The sequence below is a fragment of the Pseudomonas sp. AB39(2026) genome (genome assembly GCF_059831485.1).
Window position 1 is genome coordinate 3,343,237 of sequence record NZ_CP195212.1, and the last position, 20,589, is coordinate 3,363,825.

Here is a 20,589-nt window from a genome sequence, read left to right on the forward strand (position 1 = left end):
GGTTTAGCGCAGCATGCCCCAGCGCCTGATGGTCAGGCGCTCTAGGGTATCGAACACGAGGTTTTCTACCAGCAATCCGATCACGATGACCACGGCAAGCCCGGCAAACACTTTGTCGGTAAACAGCTCATTGCGGTTTTGGTAGATGTACCAGCCCAGGCCACCTTTGCCGTTTGTGGCACCGAATACCAGCTCTGCCGCAATCAACGTGCGCCAGGCAAAGGCCCAGCCGATCTTGAGGCCTGACAGAATCGATGGCAGCGCTGCCGGGATAAGGATCAGCCCCACCAGCCGCAGACCACGCAAGCCGTAGTTGCGGCCCGCCATACGCAGGGTTTCGGACACCCCCATAAAGCCTGAATACGTATTGAGCGCCAAGGGCCATAGCACGGAGTGCACCAGTACAAACACCAGGCTTTTCTCGCCCAGGCCGAACCACAGCAGCGCCAAAGGCAGCAGGGCAATGGGTGGCAGGGGGTTGAGCATAGAGGTGAGCGTACTGAGTAAATCTCGACCCAGCTGTGTTGTGACCGCCAATGTAGTGAGGGCAAATGCCAGCACGATACCCAATGCATACCCTTTGAGCAGCACACCCATGGACACCATGACCTTGGCCGGTAGCTCGCCACTGAGCGTATCCTCTACCAGTGCGCGGGCGGTCTGGGTCACGCTGGGCAGCAGCAGGTCGTTGTTGGTATAGAGCGCCGCAGCCTGCCACACCAGGCCTATTACCAGCAGAATAATCCCCTTGCGCAGCCAGCCCTGTTGCCACAGCCGCTTTGCCAGCGAAAGCTCGCGCTCCAGTGGTACGTCCACCAGTGGGGCGAGCGCAACTTCATATTCCTGTCTCATGGGCGGCCCTTAATAAGCGATACGCAAATCATTGAAGGTGGTGTGCTGTTCGCGCGGGCATTGCGGCACTTCATCGAACAGCAGCGTATGAATGTGCCGAGCAGATGCCTGGAAGGCATCGCTTCCCAGGCTATGCAGGCCATAGTGATGGCTGTGAACCTCTGCCCGAACACGGCCAGGGTGTGGCGATAAGAGCAAAATACGGTTGCCTACTACCAGTGCTTCTTCAATGGAGTGAGTGACGAACAGCAACGTGAAACGTACCTCTTCCCACAGCGCCAGCAGTTCTTCCTGCATCTTGCGGCGGGTAAGGGCGTCCAGGGCGGCGAAGGGCTCGTCCATCAGTAGCACCTTAGGTTGTGTGGCCAAGGCGCGGGCGATGGCAGCACGGGCTTTCATCCCCCCAGAAAGCGTGTGTGGGTAGGCATCGACAAAGCGCGCCAGCCCCACCTTGTTCAGGTAATGCAATGCTCGCTCTTCCGCCTCTGCACGGCTGGCAGCGCGTGAAGCCAGCAAGGGGAACATCACATTCTGTTTGACCGTTTTCCAGGGCGGCAACTGATCGAATTCCTGGAATACCACAAGCCGATCCGGCCCTGGGCCGGTCACTGGGTTGCCAGCCAAACTGATAGTGCCGTCCGCCGGCTCGATGAAGCCGGCAATGGCTTTGAGCAGCGAGCTTTTGCCGCAGCCCGAAGGGCCTAGCAATATGAACCTGTCGTTGGCATCTACTTCAAAGCTTACCTGGTGCGTGGCACGCACAACCTGGCGGGGCGTCTGGTACTCAAGGGTTACCTTGTCTACTGCCAGCAGCGGCGCAGAGGCAGAGGGCTGGCCATTCGCAGGAAGGGTCATGGGGGCGGTTACCTGATAGCAGCCGCCGCACGGATCGACGCGTGCGGCAGAGGGGCATGGGGAAGGTATTGACGCTGTAGCAGGCCGCGTCAGTAGGGCGCGTCGCCCTGAATGGTGGTGCGGTACAGTTTTCGCCGTAGATGGCTTGGGCAACCGGCCGCCAGATGAATCAACGAGCGGTTGTCCCAAAACACCAGGTCATGGGGCTGCCACTGGTGCCGATAAATGTTTTCAGGCAATACGCTGTAGCGGTAGAGCTCCTCAAGCAACTGCCGGCTTTCATCCTCAGGCAGGCCCACAATACGCGTGGTAAACCCTTCGCTGACGAACAGTGCCGGGCGGCCGTTTTCAGGGTGTGTACGCACGACGGGGTGTACCACTTCCTGCACTTGAGCTAATTGCTCGGCGCTGAGCGTAGGGCGCCAATTGCCTTCAAACTTGGTTTCACTGTAGCGAGCGGTGTAGGAGTGCGCGGCACTGCGGCCTTCTATGGCTTTGCGCAGTTCGGCAGGTAGTGCAGCCAAGGCCTTGTGCATGTCAGCAAAGAGGGTATCACCGCCTTCGCTGGGCAGCTCTTGGGCATGAAGCATGGAGCCCAGGCTTGGCAGTGGCTTGTAGGACAGGTCCGAATGCCAGAATTTGCCAGCGTCTCCCAGGCCCAAAGGCGTGCCGCCCTCCACGATATTGGAGACGATCAGAATTTCGGGATGGCCCGCCAGCAGGAACTGCTTGAGCACATGAATCTGCAGCTCGCCAAAGCGGCGGCTGAAGGCAATCTGCTGTTCAGGGGTAATGCGCTGGTCGCGAAACACCACCACGTGGTGATCCAGGTGTGCTTGATGCACGCGGGCAAAATCAGTGTCTGAAAGCGGCTGGGTCAGGTCCAGGCCGATGATTTCGGCGCCTACTGCGCCATCGAAGGGAATGATCTCGAACGCCGGCCCGTGGGCTACGGTAGGGGCGTTAAGGGCCGAAGGCATAGTGACTCTCCACACATTGACGAGAAACTCACGGGGACGACCGTGTTCGTTCTATTCATGCGGCGCGCCGGTTGGCCGGCAGGTACGCGAGAGCCAATATAAAAGAATAAAAAAAGCGTATTAAATACCGTTAGGGAATAACGTTAGTACAGATGGCACAGTGCTTGGTACGTATGTGCAACGACGCCGTAAAGCGCCGTTGCACCATGCACCTGACGGGGCTAACCCTATCGCTCGTGCAACGCCTCGGCGCGTGCGCGCAGAATGGGCTTGAGCAGGTAGCTCAGGATGCTTTTGTGGCCCGTAATGATATCCACCGACGCCACCATCCCCGGGATAATCAACAAGGGTTTGTCATCCGGCCCCAAGTGATTACGGTCAGTGCGTAACCGAATCATGTAATAGGTCTGCTTCTTGTCTTCGTCGGTGACGGTATCGGCACCGATCTGCTCCAGCTCGCCCTTCAAGCCCCCGTAGATGGTGTAGTCATAGGCCGTAAACTTGATCATGGCCTCCTGGCCTGGATGCAGGAAAGCAATGTCCTGGGGGCGGATCTTCGCTTCCACGATCAGCGTATCGTCCAGCGGCACAATCTCTACGATATCGCTGCCCGGCTGAATTACGCCACCTACGGTGTTCACCAATACCGACTTGATGATACCCCGCACTGGCGAGGACACCATGGTGCGACTCACTCGATCCTCCAGCCCCTTGGCCGTGGCGGTGTACTTGCTTAGGTCCGTGCGGGCTTCGTTCAATTGGGTCAGGGCATCGCTGCGGAATTTGCCGCGGGTCTCATCGATCTTGCGCTGCACTTCGGAAATCGCCGCCTGGGCCCGCGGCATGGCCAAGGACGTTGCGTCCAGCTGGCCACGGGTCTCAACTTCCGAACGTTTGAGGCGCAGTACTTCCACGGGTGACACGGCGCCTTGCTTGACCAACGGTTCAGACATGCCGATTTCCTGGCGCAGCAGGTTCAGGCTGTTGCGGTACTGCTCTTGCTTGGAGCCGAACTCACGCAGTTCCTGCTGCTTCTGAGTAAGCTGCGCCTGCAGGCCGCCTATTTCGTCTGCCAATTGCTGGCGACGGCTGCGGTACAGCTGCTCTTCGTCATTGGCTTGTTTGGGTGCGTTCTTGCGCAATTCAGCATCAAAATTCAGCGGGCGGTCTTCCACTTCGGCACTCAAGCGTTCTACACGCAGGGCCATGCCTACACGGTCGGCCTCGGTTTCGCCTACGTTGGAGGCAAAGCGGGTGTCATCCAGGCGAATCAGTGGCGCGCCGGGGTCCACGATCTGGCCTTCCTTCACATAGATCTGCGCAACAATACCGCCTTCCAGGTTCTGGATTTTCTGGATCTTGGAAGAGGGGACTGCCTTGCCTTCGCCCTTGGTCACTTCATCGATCACGGCAAAATGCGCCCAACCGATCAAGAACACGAAGAACAAAATGACGCCCCAGATAGTCAGCCGCACAATACGTGGAGCATCGTCGATCAGCGCCTTGTTCACTTCCGGCAGGGGTTGCCCGGAGAGGTTGTCCCGGCCTTTGAAGTAGGCGCCAATGCCGCCGCCCTGCTTTACATTAAGCGACATTGACTTGCCCCTTCTTCAACGCTTCAAGCACAGCCGCTTTCGGGCCGTCCGCCACAATCTGTCCGCGATCGATCACGATCAACCGGTCCACCAACGAAAGCAGCGACGCTCGGTGGGTAACCAACACCATGGTCTTGTCTGCAATGAACGGTTGCAGGCGCTGCTTCAGGCGCTCCTCACCGCTGTTATCCATGGCGCTGGTAGGTTCGTCCAGCAACAGGATCTGTGGGTTCAGCAACAGCGCGCGAGCCAGGGCGACGTTCTGCCGCTGGCCGCCTGAGAGGTTCTGGCCGCGCTCGCCCACTTGCATTTCATACCCCTGTGGGTGAAGGCGAGCGAACTCATGCACACCTGCCAGTTCAGCGGCCTGCAATACCATTTCGTCTTCCACGTAGCGCGCGCCTGACACCAGGTTGTCGCGCAGGGTGCCGGCCAGCAGCTGGATGTCCTGGGGTACGTAACCGATGTTGTGGCGCAGTTCGCTGACATCGATCTGGCGGATGTCCACGCCATCGACCAGCAAGGCTCCTTCATCGGCTTCGTACAAGCCCACCACCAGCTTGGCCAACGAGCTCTTGCCCGAACCGCTCCGGCCAATGATGCCGATCTTCTCGCCAGGGCGAATAGCCAGGTTAATACCGCGAAGGGCCACGTTCTGTTGGTTCGGGTAGGTAAAGCCCAGGTTACGGAATTCTATAGCCCCTTGAAGAATAGGCCGACTAAGCGGGCGCTCCTCGAAATTGCGTTCCTGGGGCAGCTCCATCATCTGGTTGACCGACACCATGGTGACTTTCGTCTGCTGGTAGCGGGTCAGCAGGCCGGATAGCTGTGCCAATGGCCCCAGTGCACGGGTGTTGAGCATATAGCAGGCGATCAAACCGCCCATGCTCAGGTTATTGTCGATGATCTGGTACACACCAAAGATGATCATTGCCACACCCGCCAACTGCTGGATCATCAGCGTCAGGTTCATGGCCAGGCTGGACAGCACCTTCACGCGCAGCTCAAGGCGGCTAAGGGTGCCGATGGTTTGCTCCCACTGGTACTGGCGTTCGCTCTCGGCATTGTTGACCTTGATGCCATCCAGCCCTCCCAGGGTTTCGATCAGCGCAGACTGCCGCTCGGAGGCCAGTTGCATGGTGCGCTCAAGGGTGGCGGTCAGCGGCTTCTGCAACAGGTGGCCCAGCAGAAGGGCCAGGGGGAAGGCCACGATAGGAATCCATACCAGGTTGCCACCCAGGATGGCGATCACCAGCAGAATGAGCACGGTGAACGGCAGGTCGATCAGGGTGGTTAGGGTAAGCGAGGTCAGAAAGTCTCGCATGCCCTGAAACTCGTGGATGTTCTGGGCGTAGCTGCCCACACGGGCTGGGCGCATTTTCATGGCCATGCCCACCACGCGCTCGAACAGCGTGGCGGAGATGATCAGGTCAGTTTTCTTGCCAGCAAGGTCCAGGCACAGGCCCCGCAAGCCCTTGAGCAACAGGTCGAACAGGTAAGCGCCGGTAATGCCTGCGGCCAGCACCCACAAGGTTGCTGTAGCCTGGTTGGGTACAACCCGGTCATACACGTTCATCACGAACAGCGGTGCGGCCATGGCAATCAGGTTGATTACCAGGCTGGCGGCGATGGCATCCATGTACAGCCAGCGCGAACGCTTGAGCGTGTCCTTGAACCAGGATTTTGCCCGTGGAATCAGGGAACCATGGCTTACGTCAAATTTATGCTGAGGCTGAGCGAAGAAGACGCGACCGCTGTAGTCCTCCTGCAGCAACTCACGGGCAACGCGCACTTCACCACCGTCGCTCTCGCTGAGCAGTAGCCGTGCGCTGTCGCCTTCCCACCCCACCAGTACGGCGCTGCGGTTGTCTTTCAATAGCAGCAGGACCGGCATGGCAATGGCCGGGATTTGCTCCAGCTTGCGCGTCAGCAAGCGCCCTTGCAGGCCAGCCCGTGCTGCCGAACGGGCCAACAGCGCAGGCGACAGGCGCTGGTTGGGCAGCGGCAAGCCTGTGGTGAGCATGGCGCGGCTGGCCGGCTTCTGGTGCAGGTAGCAGAGAGACAGCAACCCGTCGAGCAACGGGTCATCGTGCAAGCTGCGTGGATCATGAGTGGGTAGGTCTCGACCGGCTTCTGAATCCACGCTGCGCTCTCTGTTTTTCGAAGTTACAAGGAATGATTCGTCAAGGTTTGTTCAGGCCGGGCACTTTAACGCCGGTGGCTGCTTTTCGGGCGCCACCAGCGTACAGGTTGAGGGTCACGCGTGCCATGGCTGGCCTGCCATTGTCATGGCCTTTTCACGACTACTGCGGTTATCGGCACTGCATAAGGGTTCTGTATCAATTTGCAGGCTGGGCGATGAGCGGGCCCAGGAAACAGACCCTTTAAATGGCCGGCAACAGGAAGCGCCTTGCCAAACCTCATCAAAAAGCAGCCACAGCGCTTCAGATTTTCTTTTACCAGCCGAACCTATTCTCGACAGGTGATGGCACTTGGGTAACGGTTGCGCTGCCGCTGGTCTGGAGAAGGGCGCGACAAGCCGTTAGCGACAGGCAGCCGGACAGATATTGCAAGAGTGCTAAGCCAAGGGAATCAATAAATAATTCCTTTATAAACAATAAGTAATGGCAGAAGAACGTGCAGCGTATGTGTGTAGTTGCCAGGTGCTTAAACCTGCGTGATCACGGGCGGGACATACAGGCGCGTTAAAGCTGATATGGCGTATTAATATCAAAGTGACATTACTGAATCAATTGTTTAGGATGCGCGTCATTCGGTCAATAGTTTGCAGAATGCTGTTGCCTCAAGCCAGCCATTAAAACGGCGTCAAAAAATAAAGCGCGCTTCCCAGTGAAATGGCCGGGGTTTCCTCGCCAGTCGTACGGCAGCGACCTAGAACGGAAACCCTCGGAGCAGTCCCATGAGCAGTGTCGTTGCCATCGTTAAAAGCATTGTTGGCCAAGTCATCGCAGTCTCACCAGAAGGCATCCGCCGCGTCCTCGTCGAGGGTGATCGGTTGATGACTGGAGAGGTGGTTGAAACCGGCGCTGCCGGTGCGGTGACACTGACACTGAACGATGGCCGCACACTGGATGTAGGCCGCGACAGCCAATGGAACGCAGGCGCACCAGATATGGTGCGTGCTTCGGAAGACGATGCAGCCCAGGCACCTTCTGTTGCTGAGCTTCAAAAAGCCATCGCGGCCGGCGCAGACCCTACCACTGAGCTTGAGGCCACTGCCGCAGGTGATACTGGCGATACCGGCGGGTCTGGTGGTGGCAGCCACAGTTTCGTCATGCTAGAAGAAACGGCAGGTGCCGTAGACCCCACGGTCGGCTTCGACACGGCAGGCCCTTCAGGTGGGGACAACACGGCTGCCGTGCAAGCAGCGCCCACCGAAAGCCCGACCATCGCTACGGCAGATACCGTAACGATAAGTGAAGACGGGGTGGCAGCTGGCAACGTGCTGAGCAATGACAGCGACGCCGACAGCACGTTGGCGGTGAGGGGGTATACCGTGGCGGGCGTGGCCGGAACGTTCGCCGCCGGCCAGAGTGCAGCCATCGCAGGTGTAGGAACCCTGGCCCTTGCGGCCAATGGGGACTACACCTTTACGCCTGTCGCCAATTACAGCGGCACCGTGCCAACCATCACCTACACCACCAACACCGGCGCCTCCAGCACCCTGGAGCTTACGGTTTCGCCAGTTGCCGATGCGCCTGCGATTGCCACTACCACCCTCACTACGGCCGAAGACACGCCTATTGCATTGGGTACCGTGGCAACCTACGCCGACAATGACGGTTCGGAAACCCATACGACGGTCATCAGTGGGGTGCCTGTAGGGGCCACCCTTACAGACGGCACCTTTACCTACACCGCACAGAGCGGTGGTACGGGGTCGGTAGATGTCAGCGGCTGGAACTTGACCGCCATCAGCCTTACACCTGCCGCCAACTCCAGCGACACTGTCACCCTGACCGTGACTGGCACGTCCACTGAAACGGCCAACGGTAGCTCTGCGACCAACAGCAATACCATTGTGGTCAACGTTACACCGGTGGCTGATGCGCCAGTAGTCGTTCAGCAAACGCTGACGACTAACGAAGACACACCTGTGACCCTAGGCACCGTCGCCACCTACGCCGACAACGACGGCTCAGAAACCCACACCACTGTGATCAGCGGCATTCCCGCTGGCGCCACATTGACCGATGGCACTCATACCTACACGGCAGGCGCTACCGCAGGCAGCGTGGACGTGAGCACTTGGAACCTGGGCAGCATACGCGTCACGCCCCCTGCCAATTCCAGCGACACCATCACGTTGACCGTAACGGGCACCTCGACCGAAGTGGCCAACGGCAGCACCGCTACGACCAGCAACACCATCACCGTCAACGTAAATGCTGTGGCAGATGCGCCGGCCATCACAGACCCCCGTGCGGTGACTGGCGACGAAGACACCAACATTGCCTTGGGCACTGTAGCCACCTATGCCGACAACGATGGCTCGGAAACCCATACCACTGTGATCAGTGGCATTCCTGCTGGCGCTACCCTGACCGATGGCACCCACAGCTACACCGCGGGCGCTGCCACTGGAAGCGTGGACGTCAGTACCTGGAACCTGAGCGGCATTAGCTTCAATGCTGGTACCAACGTAAGTGGCGATTACACGCTCACCGTCACCGGTACTTCGCTTGAGGCCAACGGCAGCACCGCCACAACGACTGGCACCATCGGTGTGACCGTAACGCCTGTGGCGGATGCGCCTGTGATTGCCGCGCAAACCCTGACCACCAACGAAGACACCAGTATCGCCCTGGGCACCGTCGCCACCTACGCAGACAACGATGGCTCGGAAAGGCACGTGACGGTCATCAGTGGCATTCCGGTAGGTGCGGTGATTACTGACGGCAGCCACAGTTATACGTCCAAGGCGACGGGTGACGGCGCTGTGGACGTGAGCACCTGGAACCTGAGCGGCATCCGTATCACACCGCCAGCCAACGCCAGCGACACCATTACCCTGACGGTAACCGGCACCTCGACCGAAATCGCCAACGGCAGCACCGCCACCACCAGCAATACGCTCACCCTTACTGTGACCCCGGTTGCCGACGCGCCCGCTGTGGCACACCAGGAACTGACCACGCCCGAAGACACACCTGTCACCTTGGGCACTGTGGCTGCCTATGCCGATAACGATGGCTCGGAAACCCATACCACCGTTATCAGCGGCATCCCGGTGGGCGCCACCCTGACCGATGGCACCCACAGTTACACCGCTATCACAACCGGCGACGGTACCGTAGACGTAAGCGGCTGGAACCTGAGCGGCATCAGCCTCACACCACCAGCCAACGCCAGTGGCACCATTACCCTGACCGTCACGGGCACGGCAACCGAGGGCGCCAATGGCAGTACCGCCGCACCGGTGAGCAACACCATTGTGGTCAACGTTACGCCAGTGGCCGATGCGCCTGACATTGCGCATCAGGTACTGAGCACCCGCGAAGACACAGGCATTGCCCTGGGCACCGTGGCCACTTATGCCGACAATGACGGCTCGGAAACACACGTGACGGTCATCAGTGGTATCCCGGTGGGCGCCGTGATCACCGACGGCAGCCATAGCTACACGTCCAAGCCCACGGGCGATGGCACGGTGGATGTGAGTACGTGGAACCTGAGCGGCATTACCCTCACGCCGCCTGCCAATGCTGGAGACACCATTACCCTGACAGTGACCGGCACCTCGACCGAGACCGCCAACGGCAGTACCGCCACCACCACCAACACCATTGTGGTCAACGTGGCGCCTGTAGCGGACGCGCCAACCGTGGCTCATCAAACTGTCAGTGGCAGTGAAGACACGGCGGTTGCTCTGGGCACGGTAGCGACCTATGGCGATAACGACGGTTCGGAAACCCATGTTACCACCGTCAGCGGTATTCCATTGGGCGCTACCCTCACCGACGGCACCCACAGCTATACCGCCGCGGCGGGAGGCGATGGCACGGTAGATGTGAGCGACTGGAACCTGTCGGCGATTACCTTCAAGGCCGGCGAAAACGTCAGCGGTAACTGGACGCTGACGGTCACAGGCACTGCAAAAGAAAACGCCAACGGCGACACCTCTGCGCCAGTGGTCAATACCATTGATGTGACCGTCACCCCGGTTGCCGACGCACCTAGCATTGTGGTCAACCCGGTAAGCATTGGGGCAGAAGACAGCGCCATCAAGCTGAGCCCGATCACTATCGCGCTGGTAGACACTGACGGTTCGGAAAGCATCACCAGCAAAACCTTGTCGGGCATTCCGGAAGGCGCCACCCTTAACGATGGTGGAGGCCACAGCTTCACGGCGACCGCAACCAGTGGTGCCCTGAACCTGGAGGGCTGGGACTTGGCCAGCCTGAGCCTTACGCCCCCCAGCAACTACAATGGCACCTTCAGCCTGACTGTGAGCGCGACCTCCACCGAAAGCGCGAACCAAAGCGCTGCCACTAGCACCGCCACGTTCAACGTGACAGTGGTGCCGGTCAACGATGCACCGGTTATTACCCACCAGGACGGCCGCACCGAAACCAATAACTTTGGCAACACCTTTATCGAAGCCCCGGCCCTAGGCGAAACCCCGCACGTGGGGCAGGGCGTGGCGCTGATTGCCGCCGACCTGAAGCTGACGGACGTAGACAGCCCTACCCTCAAGGGCGCCACCGTGGTGCTGACCAATGCCTTCCAGGAAGACAGCCTGGCCGTGAACACCGGCAACACGGGCATCAAGGCAGAGATCACCAAGGTGATCGATGCCAGTGGCAAAGGTACAATCACGATCAACCTGGGCGGCGACGCGACTCCTGACCAATACCAGGCCGTGATCAGGACCATCACCTACGACAACAACTCGCAGAACCCGGACCCGACCACGCGCGACATTACGATTACGGTCACCGATGACCAGGGTGCCAAAGCCACGGCTACCGCCCACATTGGCGTGATTCCGGAAAACGATGCGCCTGTGGTAACAGGTTCGCCTACGCAGTTCACCGAGGGCGATTCAGCCACGTCCATCGTGAAGGGCCTGGCTATTTCCGACGTGGACAACACCACCTTGAAACAGGCGGTGGTCACGGTTGATCACTTGGGTACCGGAGACAGCGTAGCGTTCAGCGGCAGCCTCCCGGCAGGTGTCAAGCTGACGGTAGGCGACGTGGTCAACGGCACACAGACCTTCACCTTCAGTGGTACTGCGTCCATTGCCACCTACGAAACGCTGATCAGCGCGCTGAAGTTTTCCAATGCCACGGACAACCCTGCAGAAGGTGTTCGTAACGTAACAGTGGCCGTGACCGATGTGGGTGGCCTCGACCAGGCGCGTGCACCGGCTTCGACGACTGAGTACAAGAGCACCCTGACTGTTACCGTTGTAAACGATGCGCCGGTTATCACTCACCAGGACGGCCGCACTGACACCAACAACTTTGGTAACACCTTCATCGAAACTCCGGCCCCAGGCGAAACCGCGCACGTAGGCCAAGGCGTGGCGTTGATCGCCAAAGACCTTAAGCTGACCGACGCGGACAGCCCTACCCTCAAGGGCGCCACCGTGGTGCTGACCAATGCCTTCCGGGAAGACAGCCTTGCTGTAAACACCGGCAATACCGGCATCAAGGCAGAGATCGCCAAAGTGATCGATGCCACTGGCAAGGGCACGATCACGATCAGCCTCAGTGGTGACGCAACCCCGGCTCAGTACCAGGCCGTGATCAGGTCCATCACCTACGACAACAACTCGCAGAACCCGGACCCGACCACGCGCGACATTACGATTACGGTCACCGACGACCACGGTGCCAAAGCCACGGCTACGGCACACATCGGCGTGATCCCTGAGAACGACGCACCTGTGGTGACTGGTTCGCCAGCCAGCTTCACCGAGGGTGACTCCGCCACCTCCATCGTCAAAGGCCTGGCCATTTCCGATGTGGACAACACCACCCTGGCCAAGGCCGTGGTGAGCATCAGCGGCCTGGGCGCAGGCGACAGCGTGGCATTCACCGGCACGCTGCCGGCTGGCGTTAAGCTGGTGGCCGGTGAGGTGGTCAATGGGGCACAGACCTTTACCCTCAGCGGCAAAGCCTCTATCGCTACGTATGAAACCCTGATCAGTGCGATCAACTTCTCCAACGCCACGGACACGCCAGTGGACGGCCTACGCAACGTGAGCGTTGCTGTGACCGACGTCGGCGGCCTGGACCTGGCACGTGCACCGGCTGCGACCACCACGTACAACAGCACGCTTAAAGTGACTGCCGTGGACGACGCCAGTGTGCTCAAGGCGGACACCAACACGATCAACGAAGACGGCAAGGCCAGCGGCAACGTGCTGGCCAATGACAGCGACGTGGACAGTGTGCTCAGTGTTCGCTCGGTCACCGTGGGCGGGCAGACGTATGCCGCGGGCAAAGACATCAGCACCGGCGTAGGCACGCTTAACATTGCGGCCGACGGCAGCTACACCTTTACCCCTACAAAGGACTGGGCCGGTACCGTACCGGTGGCGACCTACACCACCAATACCGGTTCGACCAGCACCCTGAGCATCACCGTAAACCCGGTGGCCGATGTGTCCACACTGACCACCACCGGTAAGACCACCGTGGCTGAAAACGGCTCGACCACGCTTAAGCTGGTGGCCAACGCCACCGACATCGATGGTTCGGAAACGGCGTCGGTCACCAAGATCAGCAGCATCCCCGTAGGCGCGACCCTGTCCGACGGCAATGGCCATAGTTTCACAGCGACCACGGGTGCTACATCCGTGGATGTGAGCCAGTGGACCGTCAACACCCTCACCTACACCCCGGCCGCGTACCACAACGGTACCGATACGCTGCAAGTGACCACCACCTCTGTGGACGGAACGTCCACCCTGGATACCGTGACCAGCCTGCCGATTACCGTAACGGCTGGCGTGTACAAGCATCAGGATGGTAGCGCCGGTGATGGCACCTCTACGGGCACCGAGCACAACGACATCATCACCGGGGACACGTCTGGTACGCAGTTCGTGGCGGGTCAGAACTACAACATTGCGTTCATCGTCGACACCTCGGGCAGCATGGGCAGCCAGTCCGTGGCCGACTCCGTGAAATCACTGACCGCCATGTTCGAAAGCCTGCAAAACAGTGCGGCCAGCAAAGGCGCCGGCACCGTGAACATTTTCCTTGAAGACTTCGATACCACGGTCAAGAAATCGGTGACCGTCAACCTGGCAGATCCCACCGCCCTGGACCAGCTCAAGGCTGTGCTGTCCAGCATGACCAACGGGGGCAATACCAACTACGAAGACGCCTTCAACGCGGCGTCCAATTTCTTCCAGAGCCCCACAGCTACCAGCAATACCAACGCTCAGAACATCACCTACTTCATTACCGACGGTGAACCGAACACGTACCAGAAGAACGAAAGCAACCCAACGGTCTACACCAAGGGCGCTACCTCGTACACCCTGGACCAGCTGGTTACCATGAGCAACTACACGCTCGGCTCTGGAAAAGCGTTGGTACAGACCATCGATGGCCGGTCGGTCACCTTGGTCGATGCCACAGGCCATGTGATCAAGACCACTGTCACGGCCACAGGCGTCAGCACCGCCACGGTCGGCACCATTCACGCCCAGGGCGATGGGACCTTCGACGTGTCGACGACCGACAACAGCGGGGCCAGCAGCGGCGGCAATGTGGATACCGCGACTGCAGAAGCGAAGGCCGCGTTCCTGGTGCTCAAGGACCTGAGCCCTACGGTCGAAGCGATCGGGATCAACGACTCTATCAGCGCCGAAAAGCTTAAGCCCTACGACACTGACGGCAACGTACAAACCAACGTTGACCCTTCGAAGCTGGCAGAGGCAATCCTTGGCCACGACGTAGCTATCCCAGCCGGTGCCGACACCATCTCAGGTGGGGCAGGTAATGACATCATCTTCGGCGATGCCATCAGCCTGTCGGGGTACAACAACGAAGGTGTTGAAGCGCTGCGCTCGTATGTGTCGGACGTCACCAAGGTGTCTTCCGTAACCGACTCGGCGCTGCACCAGTATATAACTGAGCATGTGGCAGACATCGCCAAGCTCACCGGTACAAGCTCAGGCGGCGCGGACACGCTCTATGGCGGTGACGGCAACGATATTCTCTTCGGCCAAGGGGGCAATGACATCCTCAACGGTGGGGCAGGCCATGACATTCTGTTGGGTGGTGCTGGCAACAATACCCTGACCGGTGGCGCTGGCGCTGATACCTTCATGTTTGTGAAGGGCGATGCCGGCACCAGCACCATTACCGACTTCAATATCGGCCAAGGGGATGTGATTGACCTGAGCGACCTGCTGTCCGGCCACGGCGAAGACCTGACCCAATACCTGCAGGTAGGCAAGGATGCGGATGGCACCGCCACCTTGCTGGTTAGCAGCGCGGGTAAGTTGAGTTCCACGGCGGCAGACAGCACCAATGCCTCGGCAGCCGATGTGAGCGTCAAGGTCAGCGGCATTGGCTACGACGCGCTCAAGAGCCTGGTAGCGGGCGCGGACAGTCATATCAAGGTCACCCCGGACCACGCCTGATGCAACACGGCCCGGTGAGTTAACCCTCACTGGGCAACCGGTCCATGGCCTATGCTGTGGCCCGCTGAAGGCAATGATCATTATGAGGGTTGAAAGATGTTTTACGTCCAGCGCAATGCCGAGGGCCGCCTGCTTAAGGTGCAGCCCACGGAATTTGCCGGCTACACCGAAACCTTGGCCGCTGACCACCTGGACGTCCAGGCTTGGTTCAGCAGCGAGACCGTTGAGCTGAGCCTCAAGCAACTGCAGCAAAGCGACTTGGACATGATTCGGGTACTGGATGACCTTATCCAGTTACTCACCAGCAAAGGCGTGATCCGTATTACCGACCTGCCGCCGCCTGCCCAGGCCAAGCTGATGGAGCGTACTCAGGCACGTTCCAACCTTGGCGGCTTGAGCCGGCTGATCAACGACGACGAAGAAACCGGCCTCATTTGAGGCCGGTTTCATTTCCACAGCTGTTCACAGCGTGGCGAGAAGTTGTTGGACCGGGCAAAGCCCGGGAACAGGCACCACCAGCGATCGGCTCTTATTTGTAACTATTGACTACAAAGGCAACTTGATCGAGTATTGATAGTTAGCAACCTATCAATTATGTGGCCTGCGTGAACTCACTCGACAAGCTCCAGCTCAACATCAGCAGTGGCATGGTGGCCGCCGCCCGGCACTGGCGGCGTATCTGCCAGACCACCTTGGCCAACTATGGTATTTCCGAAGCCTGCGCTGTGCCGTTGCTGGCCATCGTGCGATTGGGCGACGGCGTGCGCCAGGTTACCGTGGCACAAGCTTCCGGGCTTGAAAGCCCCTCACTGGTACGGCTGCTGGATCAGCTGTGCGCCCAGGGTTTTGTGCAGCGTACCGAAGACACCACCGACCGGCGCGCCAAGGCCCTAAGCCTTACGCCGCAAGGGCGTGCCTTGGCGGAGGCCATTGAAAGCGAACTGGTGCGTTTGCGCCGGGAAGTGCTCAAAGGCGTGGACCAGGCGGACTTGGAAGCTGCTTTGCGCGTGGTGCGGGCCTTTGAAGACGCAGGCCAGGGGTCGGCTGTATGGGCATCCTGAAGGGCTTTTTCAGCGACCTGCCGCCTGCACGAGACTGGTGGTATGGGGTCCGCACGTTCTGTGCGTCCATGCTGGCGTTGTATATCGCCCTCAAGCTGGAAATGCCCCGGCCCTATTGGGCCATGGCCACGGTCTACATCGTTTCCAGCCCCTATGTAGGCCCCACCAGTTCCAAAGCGGTGTATCGGTTCCTAGGTACATTGCTAGGAGCCAGTGCCGCCGTGCTGCTGGTGCCGCTGTTCGTTCAAGCACCCGTATTGCTGACGACGGTCGTTGCCTTATGGACAGGTACGTTGCTGTTTCTGTCCCTGCACCTGCGTACCGCCAATTTCTACGCCCTCATGCTGGCGGGCTACACCATGCCCATGATTGCGCTACCCGTGGTAGACAACCCTGCTGCCGTGTTCGATGTGGCGTCTGCACGCACCCAGGAAATCTTTATCGGCATCGTCTGTGCTGCAGTAGTAGGGGCTATCCTGTGGCCACGGCGGCTGGCGCCCGTGGTATCGGGCGCGTTGAACAAGTGGTTTACCGAAGCTGATGCCTACAGTTCCCGCTACCTCACGCGCACCGTAAGTGCCGAAGAAATAGGACCGCTACGGGCCTCCATGGTGGTGACCTTCAACTCGCTGGAACAGATGATCGGCCAGTTACCCCATGAGGGGGCAACGCCGCAGAGTGTGCGTAACCGCAAGGAACTGCGAGGGCGCATGATCCACCTGTTGCCTACCGTCGATGCGCTGGATGACGCCTTGGTAGCAGTGGAGCGGCGCACGCCCGACGTGATGGCACACCTGTCACCCGTGCTGGCGCATGCCCATGACTGGCTGCAATCCACGGCAGATAACCCTAGCGAAGCCGCCTGGCGAGCCCTGCACCAGCATATCGAGGCTGCACGGCCGGCGACCGAAGCGCTCAGCGACCGTCACCAATTGTTGCTGGCCAACGCCCTGTACCGGCTGGAAGAGTGGGTCGACCTCTGGCAGGACTGCCGCATGCTGCATGTGGCTATCCGCGATGAGCATCGTACGCCGTTCAAGGCCGTGTACCGACACTGGCGCCTGGGCCGGCTGACGCCTTTCTTCGACCGTGGCCTGATGCTGTACTCCGCCCTGTCCTCAGTGACTGCCATCATGGCGGCCTGCGCCATCTGGATAGCGACAGGCTGGGCGGACGGCGCCAGTGCGGTGATCCTGGCGGCCGTGTCCTGCAGTTTCTTTGCGGCCATGGACGACCCTGCGCCACAGATCTACCGGTTCTTTTTCTGGACACTGGTGGCGACAGTCATCTCAGGGTTGTATCTGTTTCTGGTACTGCCCAACCTGCATGACTTCGCCATGCTGGTGCTGGCCTTTGCAGTACCTTTCATCTGGATCGGTGCACTCACCGTGCAGCCCAAGTTCTATCTGGGAACCTTGCTGACCATCGTTAACAGTTCCACGTTCATCAGCATCCAGAGTCAGTACGACGCAGACTTCATGAACTTCATCAATGCCAACATCGCCGGCCCAGCCGGCTTGCTGTTCGCGTTCTGCTGGACGTTGGTGGTGCGGCCGTTCGGCACCGGGGCGGCGGCCAAGCGCCTGACCCGCTTTGGCTGGGCGGACATCACCCGGCTGGGCAAGCCGGGCACACTTAACGAACACCGGCAAATGGCCGTGCGGCTGTTGGACCGGTTGATGCAGCTGTTGCCCCGTTTGAGCCAGATTGGCCAGGACACGGGCGGCGCCCTGCGTGACATCCGTGTGGCGCTCAACCTGCTGGACATTCTGGCCTATGCCCCGCGCGTGCAGGCCAATGCCCAAGTACTGCTGCAACAAGTGGTCGATGAAGTGGCTGTGTATTTCGCCGCCAACCTCAAGGCCGGAGAGCGGTTGCCGCCCTCAATGAACATGCTCAAGACCATGGACCGTGCCCGCCGCACCTTGAACGAGTGCCTTGATGTTGACGCCTGCCCGCACCTGTTGCTGGCACTGAGCGGGCTACGCCTGGCGTTGCTGCCCGGCACCGAAGTGGTGGTGGAGGGTGAGGTGGTCGAAGAACAGCCCCCTCAGGGTATCGACGGAGCGCCGCTGTGATTGGTGAACTGGACATTGGCGGTATCTACCTGCCTACGCTGCTCGGAATCATGGGCCTAGCCTACGGGCTGTTCCTGGTCGTGCATGCGGTGCTCAACCGGCTGCATTTCTATCGTCTGGTGTGGCACCGGGCCCTGTTCAATATTGCCCTTTATGCCGTGCTGGTTAGCGCGGTAGACGTAATCTGCCGAAGCCTCATGACATGAAAAAACCTCTGCTTACGTTTGGCCGCTTTTTGCTGACTTTGATTGTGGTGATCCTTGCCGCCGTGCTGGTGTGGCGCATGGTGATGTACTACATGTTCGCCCCCTGGACCCGGGATGGGCACATCCGTGCTGATATCGTGCAGGTCGCCCCCGATGTATCCGGGCTGATTCAGCAGGTGGCGGTGCACGACAACCAACCTGTAAAGCGTGGCGATGTCCTGTTTACCATCGATCAGGACCGCTTCCGGCTGGCCTTGCGCCAAGCCCAGGCTTCCTATGCCGACCGTAAGGAAACCCTTGCCCAAGCCCAGCGGGAAAACAAGCGTAACCGAGGCCTTGGCAACCTTGTGGCCAGGGAGCAATTGGAGGAAAGCCAGTCCCGCGAAGCCCGGGCCCAGGCAGCGCTTCTGGAAGCCCAGGTATCCGTGGACGCCGCACAGCTCAACCTTGACCGCTCCACCATTCGCAGCCCGGTGAACGGTTACGTGAACGATCGTGCCCCGCGCGAGCATGAGTTTGTGGCCGCCGGGCATCCGGTATTGTCCGTGGTGGACAGCGATTCCTATCACATCGACGGCTACTTCGAAGAGACCAAGTTGTCCCACATCCGCATTGGCCAGGCCGTGGACATTCGCGTCATGGGCGACTCGGCTCACCTCAGCGGTACCGTACAAAGCATTTCCGCTGGTATCGAAGACCGTGACCGCAGCAGCGGCAGTAACCTGCTGCCCAACGTGAACCCAGCCTTCAGCTGGGTACGGCTGGCACAGCGGATTCCCGTGCGTATCGCCTTTGACCAGGTGCCGGCGGACTTCCGCATGATTGCCGGGCGTACCGCTACGGTGTCCTTGCTGGAGGATGCGCAGGCCGCGAGCGAGCAGGGGGCTGCACAATGACGAGCGCCTTTCGTGCTTTGGCACTGGCCGGGCTAGCGAGCCTGGCTGCTTGCCAGGCTGTCGGCCCTAACTATCATGTGCCAGCCTCGGCGGCTGTTCAGCGGCCCGACCTCCAAGGCGCGCTCGGCACAGGCAACCCTAATGTGGTGTCCGCGCCTGTACCCGCCAACTGGTGGCGGCTGTATCAAGACCCGCAACTGGACCAACTGGTGCGTGAAGCCCTGGGTTCGAATACGGATTTGCGCGTGGCCGCGGCGAACATCGCCCGTGCTCGTTACCAGACTGAACAGGCTGAAGCCGAAGGCGGCTTCAATGCCAGCGCGAGCGCAGAAGCGCAGCGTTTGCAGGAGTCTGGCCAGGCTTTCCTGTTAACGGAAAAAGTACCGGTTTCCAATATTGGTGCGGCTTCCATCAAAACCTCCTACCAGTTTGACCTGTGGGGCACCCTCAAGCGCGGGGTAGAGGCGGCCAATGCCAATGCTGATGCAGCCCAGGCGGCAGCCGATACAGCCCGTATCACGGTGGTGGCTGATGTGGTGCGGGCCTATACCCAAGTGTGCGCCGCCAACGAAGAGCGCCATATCGCGCTGGAGTCGCTTGACCTCCAGCAACAAGGACTAAAGCTGGCTCAGCGGTTGCGGGATGCAGGCCGCGGCGACGAAACCCAGGTCACGCGTACCACCACGCAGTTCAAGTCCCTGCGCGCCGAGTTGCCGCGTTACCAGGCCGAGCGTGCGGCGGGGTTGTATCGGCTGTCCATGCTGCTTGCCAAGCCTGTCAATCAATTACCTGCAGGGGTAGGTGACTGCGCCGAGCTACCTCGTATCGGCCAGGTACTGCCAGTGGGTGATGGGGCCAGCCTGCTCAAGCGCCGGCCCGATGTACGTCGCGCCGAGCGTCAGTTGGCGGCTGCTACGGCACGCATCGGCGTTGCGACTGGCCAGCTGTACCCTGATATCAGCATTGGCGCTACGGTGGGTACTGTAGGGCTGCTTGAAGACCTGGGTGGGCCGGCTACCAACCGCTGGGGCTTTGGCCCCATGATCAGCTGGACCCTGCCCACCAACGGCGCCCGTGCACGCATTCGTGAAGCCGAAGCGGCCAGCCAAGGTGCACTGGCCAGTTTCGACGGTGTGGTGCTCAATGCCGTGCGTGAGGCGCAAACTGGCCTCACCACTTATGCGGCAACACTGGAACGTCGAGATGCCTTGGCCGAAGCCGAGCGTTCTGCACATGAGGCAGCGGACCAATCTCACCGCTTCTACCTGGCCGGTCGTCAGTCCTTTCTAGAAGACCTGCAGGCCACCCGTACCTATACCAATGCCCGGGCACAGTTGGCCGAAGCCAATACCCGCGTGGCCATGCAGCAGATCGACCTGTTTCTGGCGCTGGGGGGCGGTTGGGAGGGAACACATTAACGTCTTTCCATGTGGGAG

Annotated in this window: 12 protein-coding genes; 7 read left to right on the plus strand and 5 right to left on the minus strand. The window is 60.0% G+C overall.

Translation table 11 applies throughout. The features are described from left to right. Positions 1-3: 3 nt before the first annotated feature. From ACSAMW_RS15475 to ACSAMW_RS15495, 5 genes are all read right to left on the minus strand, one after another. Positions 4-852, minus strand: a complete 849-nt coding sequence (locus tag ACSAMW_RS15475) for an ABC transporter permease (RefSeq protein WP_500591030.1) — start codon at positions 850-852, stop codon at positions 4-6. Positions 853-861: 9 nt separating this feature from the next. Beyond that, a complete protein-coding gene (locus ACSAMW_RS15480) occupies positions 862-1,707 on the minus strand; it encodes an ABC transporter ATP-binding protein (protein ID WP_500591031.1) in 846 nt (281 codons plus the stop codon). An 89-nt stretch (positions 1,708-1,796) separates the two neighbouring features. Continuing rightward, positions 1,797-2,687: a TauD/TfdA dioxygenase family protein gene (locus tag ACSAMW_RS15485; RefSeq protein ID WP_500591032.1), complete on the minus strand. Its 891-nt coding sequence runs from the start codon at positions 2,685-2,687 to the stop codon at positions 1,797-1,799. A 227-nt stretch (positions 2,688-2,914) separates the two neighbouring features. Further along, positions 2,915-4,282: an HlyD family type I secretion periplasmic adaptor subunit gene (locus tag ACSAMW_RS15490; RefSeq protein ID WP_500591033.1), complete on the minus strand. Its 1,368-nt coding sequence runs from the start codon at positions 4,280-4,282 to the stop codon at positions 2,915-2,917. Beyond that, positions 4,272-6,425, minus strand: coding sequence for a type I secretion system permease/ATPase (locus ACSAMW_RS15495; protein ID WP_500591034.1), 2,154 nt, complete (start codon positions 6,423-6,425; stop codon positions 4,272-4,274). Before ACSAMW_RS15495 ends, ACSAMW_RS15490 begins: the two co-directional genes overlap by 11 nt. A 777-nt stretch (positions 6,426-7,202) precedes the next feature. Here ACSAMW_RS15495 and ACSAMW_RS15500 point away from each other — a divergent pair. The 7 genes from ACSAMW_RS15500 (at position 7,203) to ACSAMW_RS15530 (ending at position 20,571) form a co-directional block, all read left to right on the plus strand. Continuing rightward, a complete protein-coding gene (locus ACSAMW_RS15500; protein WP_500591035.1) occupies positions 7,203-14,912 on the plus strand; it encodes a retention module-containing protein in 7,710 nt (2,569 codons plus the stop codon). Positions 14,913-15,008: 96 nt separating this feature from the next. Then, positions 15,009-15,350 (plus strand): tryptophan synthase subunit beta, encoded by a 342-nt coding sequence (locus ACSAMW_RS15505; RefSeq protein WP_500591036.1) that lies wholly within the window; start codon positions 15,009-15,011, stop codon positions 15,348-15,350. 209 nt (positions 15,351-15,559) lie between these two features. After that, positions 15,560-15,973 carry a MarR family winged helix-turn-helix transcriptional regulator gene (locus ACSAMW_RS15510; RefSeq protein ID WP_500594055.1) on the plus strand — a complete coding sequence of 138 codons (414 nt, stop codon included), beginning with the start codon at positions 15,560-15,562 and terminating at the stop codon, positions 15,971-15,973. Continuing rightward, positions 15,970-18,051 (plus strand): FUSC family protein, encoded by a 2,082-nt coding sequence (locus ACSAMW_RS15515; RefSeq protein WP_500594056.1) that lies wholly within the window; start codon positions 15,970-15,972, stop codon positions 18,049-18,051. The genes ACSAMW_RS15510 and ACSAMW_RS15515 overlap by 4 nt, the downstream gene beginning before the upstream one ends. Next, on the plus strand, positions 18,048-18,257 hold the full coding sequence (locus ACSAMW_RS15520; protein ID WP_168085331.1) for a DUF1656 domain-containing protein: 210 nt from the start codon (positions 18,048-18,050) through the stop codon (positions 18,255-18,257). The genes ACSAMW_RS15515 and ACSAMW_RS15520 overlap by 4 nt, the downstream gene beginning before the upstream one ends. Beyond that, a complete protein-coding gene (locus ACSAMW_RS15525) occupies positions 18,254-19,153 on the plus strand; it encodes an efflux RND transporter periplasmic adaptor subunit (protein ID WP_500591037.1) in 900 nt (299 codons plus the stop codon). Before ACSAMW_RS15520 ends, ACSAMW_RS15525 begins: the two co-directional genes overlap by 4 nt. Next, complete coding sequence (locus ACSAMW_RS15530) at positions 19,150-20,571, plus strand: efflux transporter outer membrane subunit (RefSeq protein ID WP_500591038.1); 1,422 nt, start codon at positions 19,150-19,152, stop codon at positions 20,569-20,571. Before ACSAMW_RS15525 ends, ACSAMW_RS15530 begins: the two co-directional genes overlap by 4 nt. Positions 20,572-20,589 lie beyond the last annotated feature (18 nt).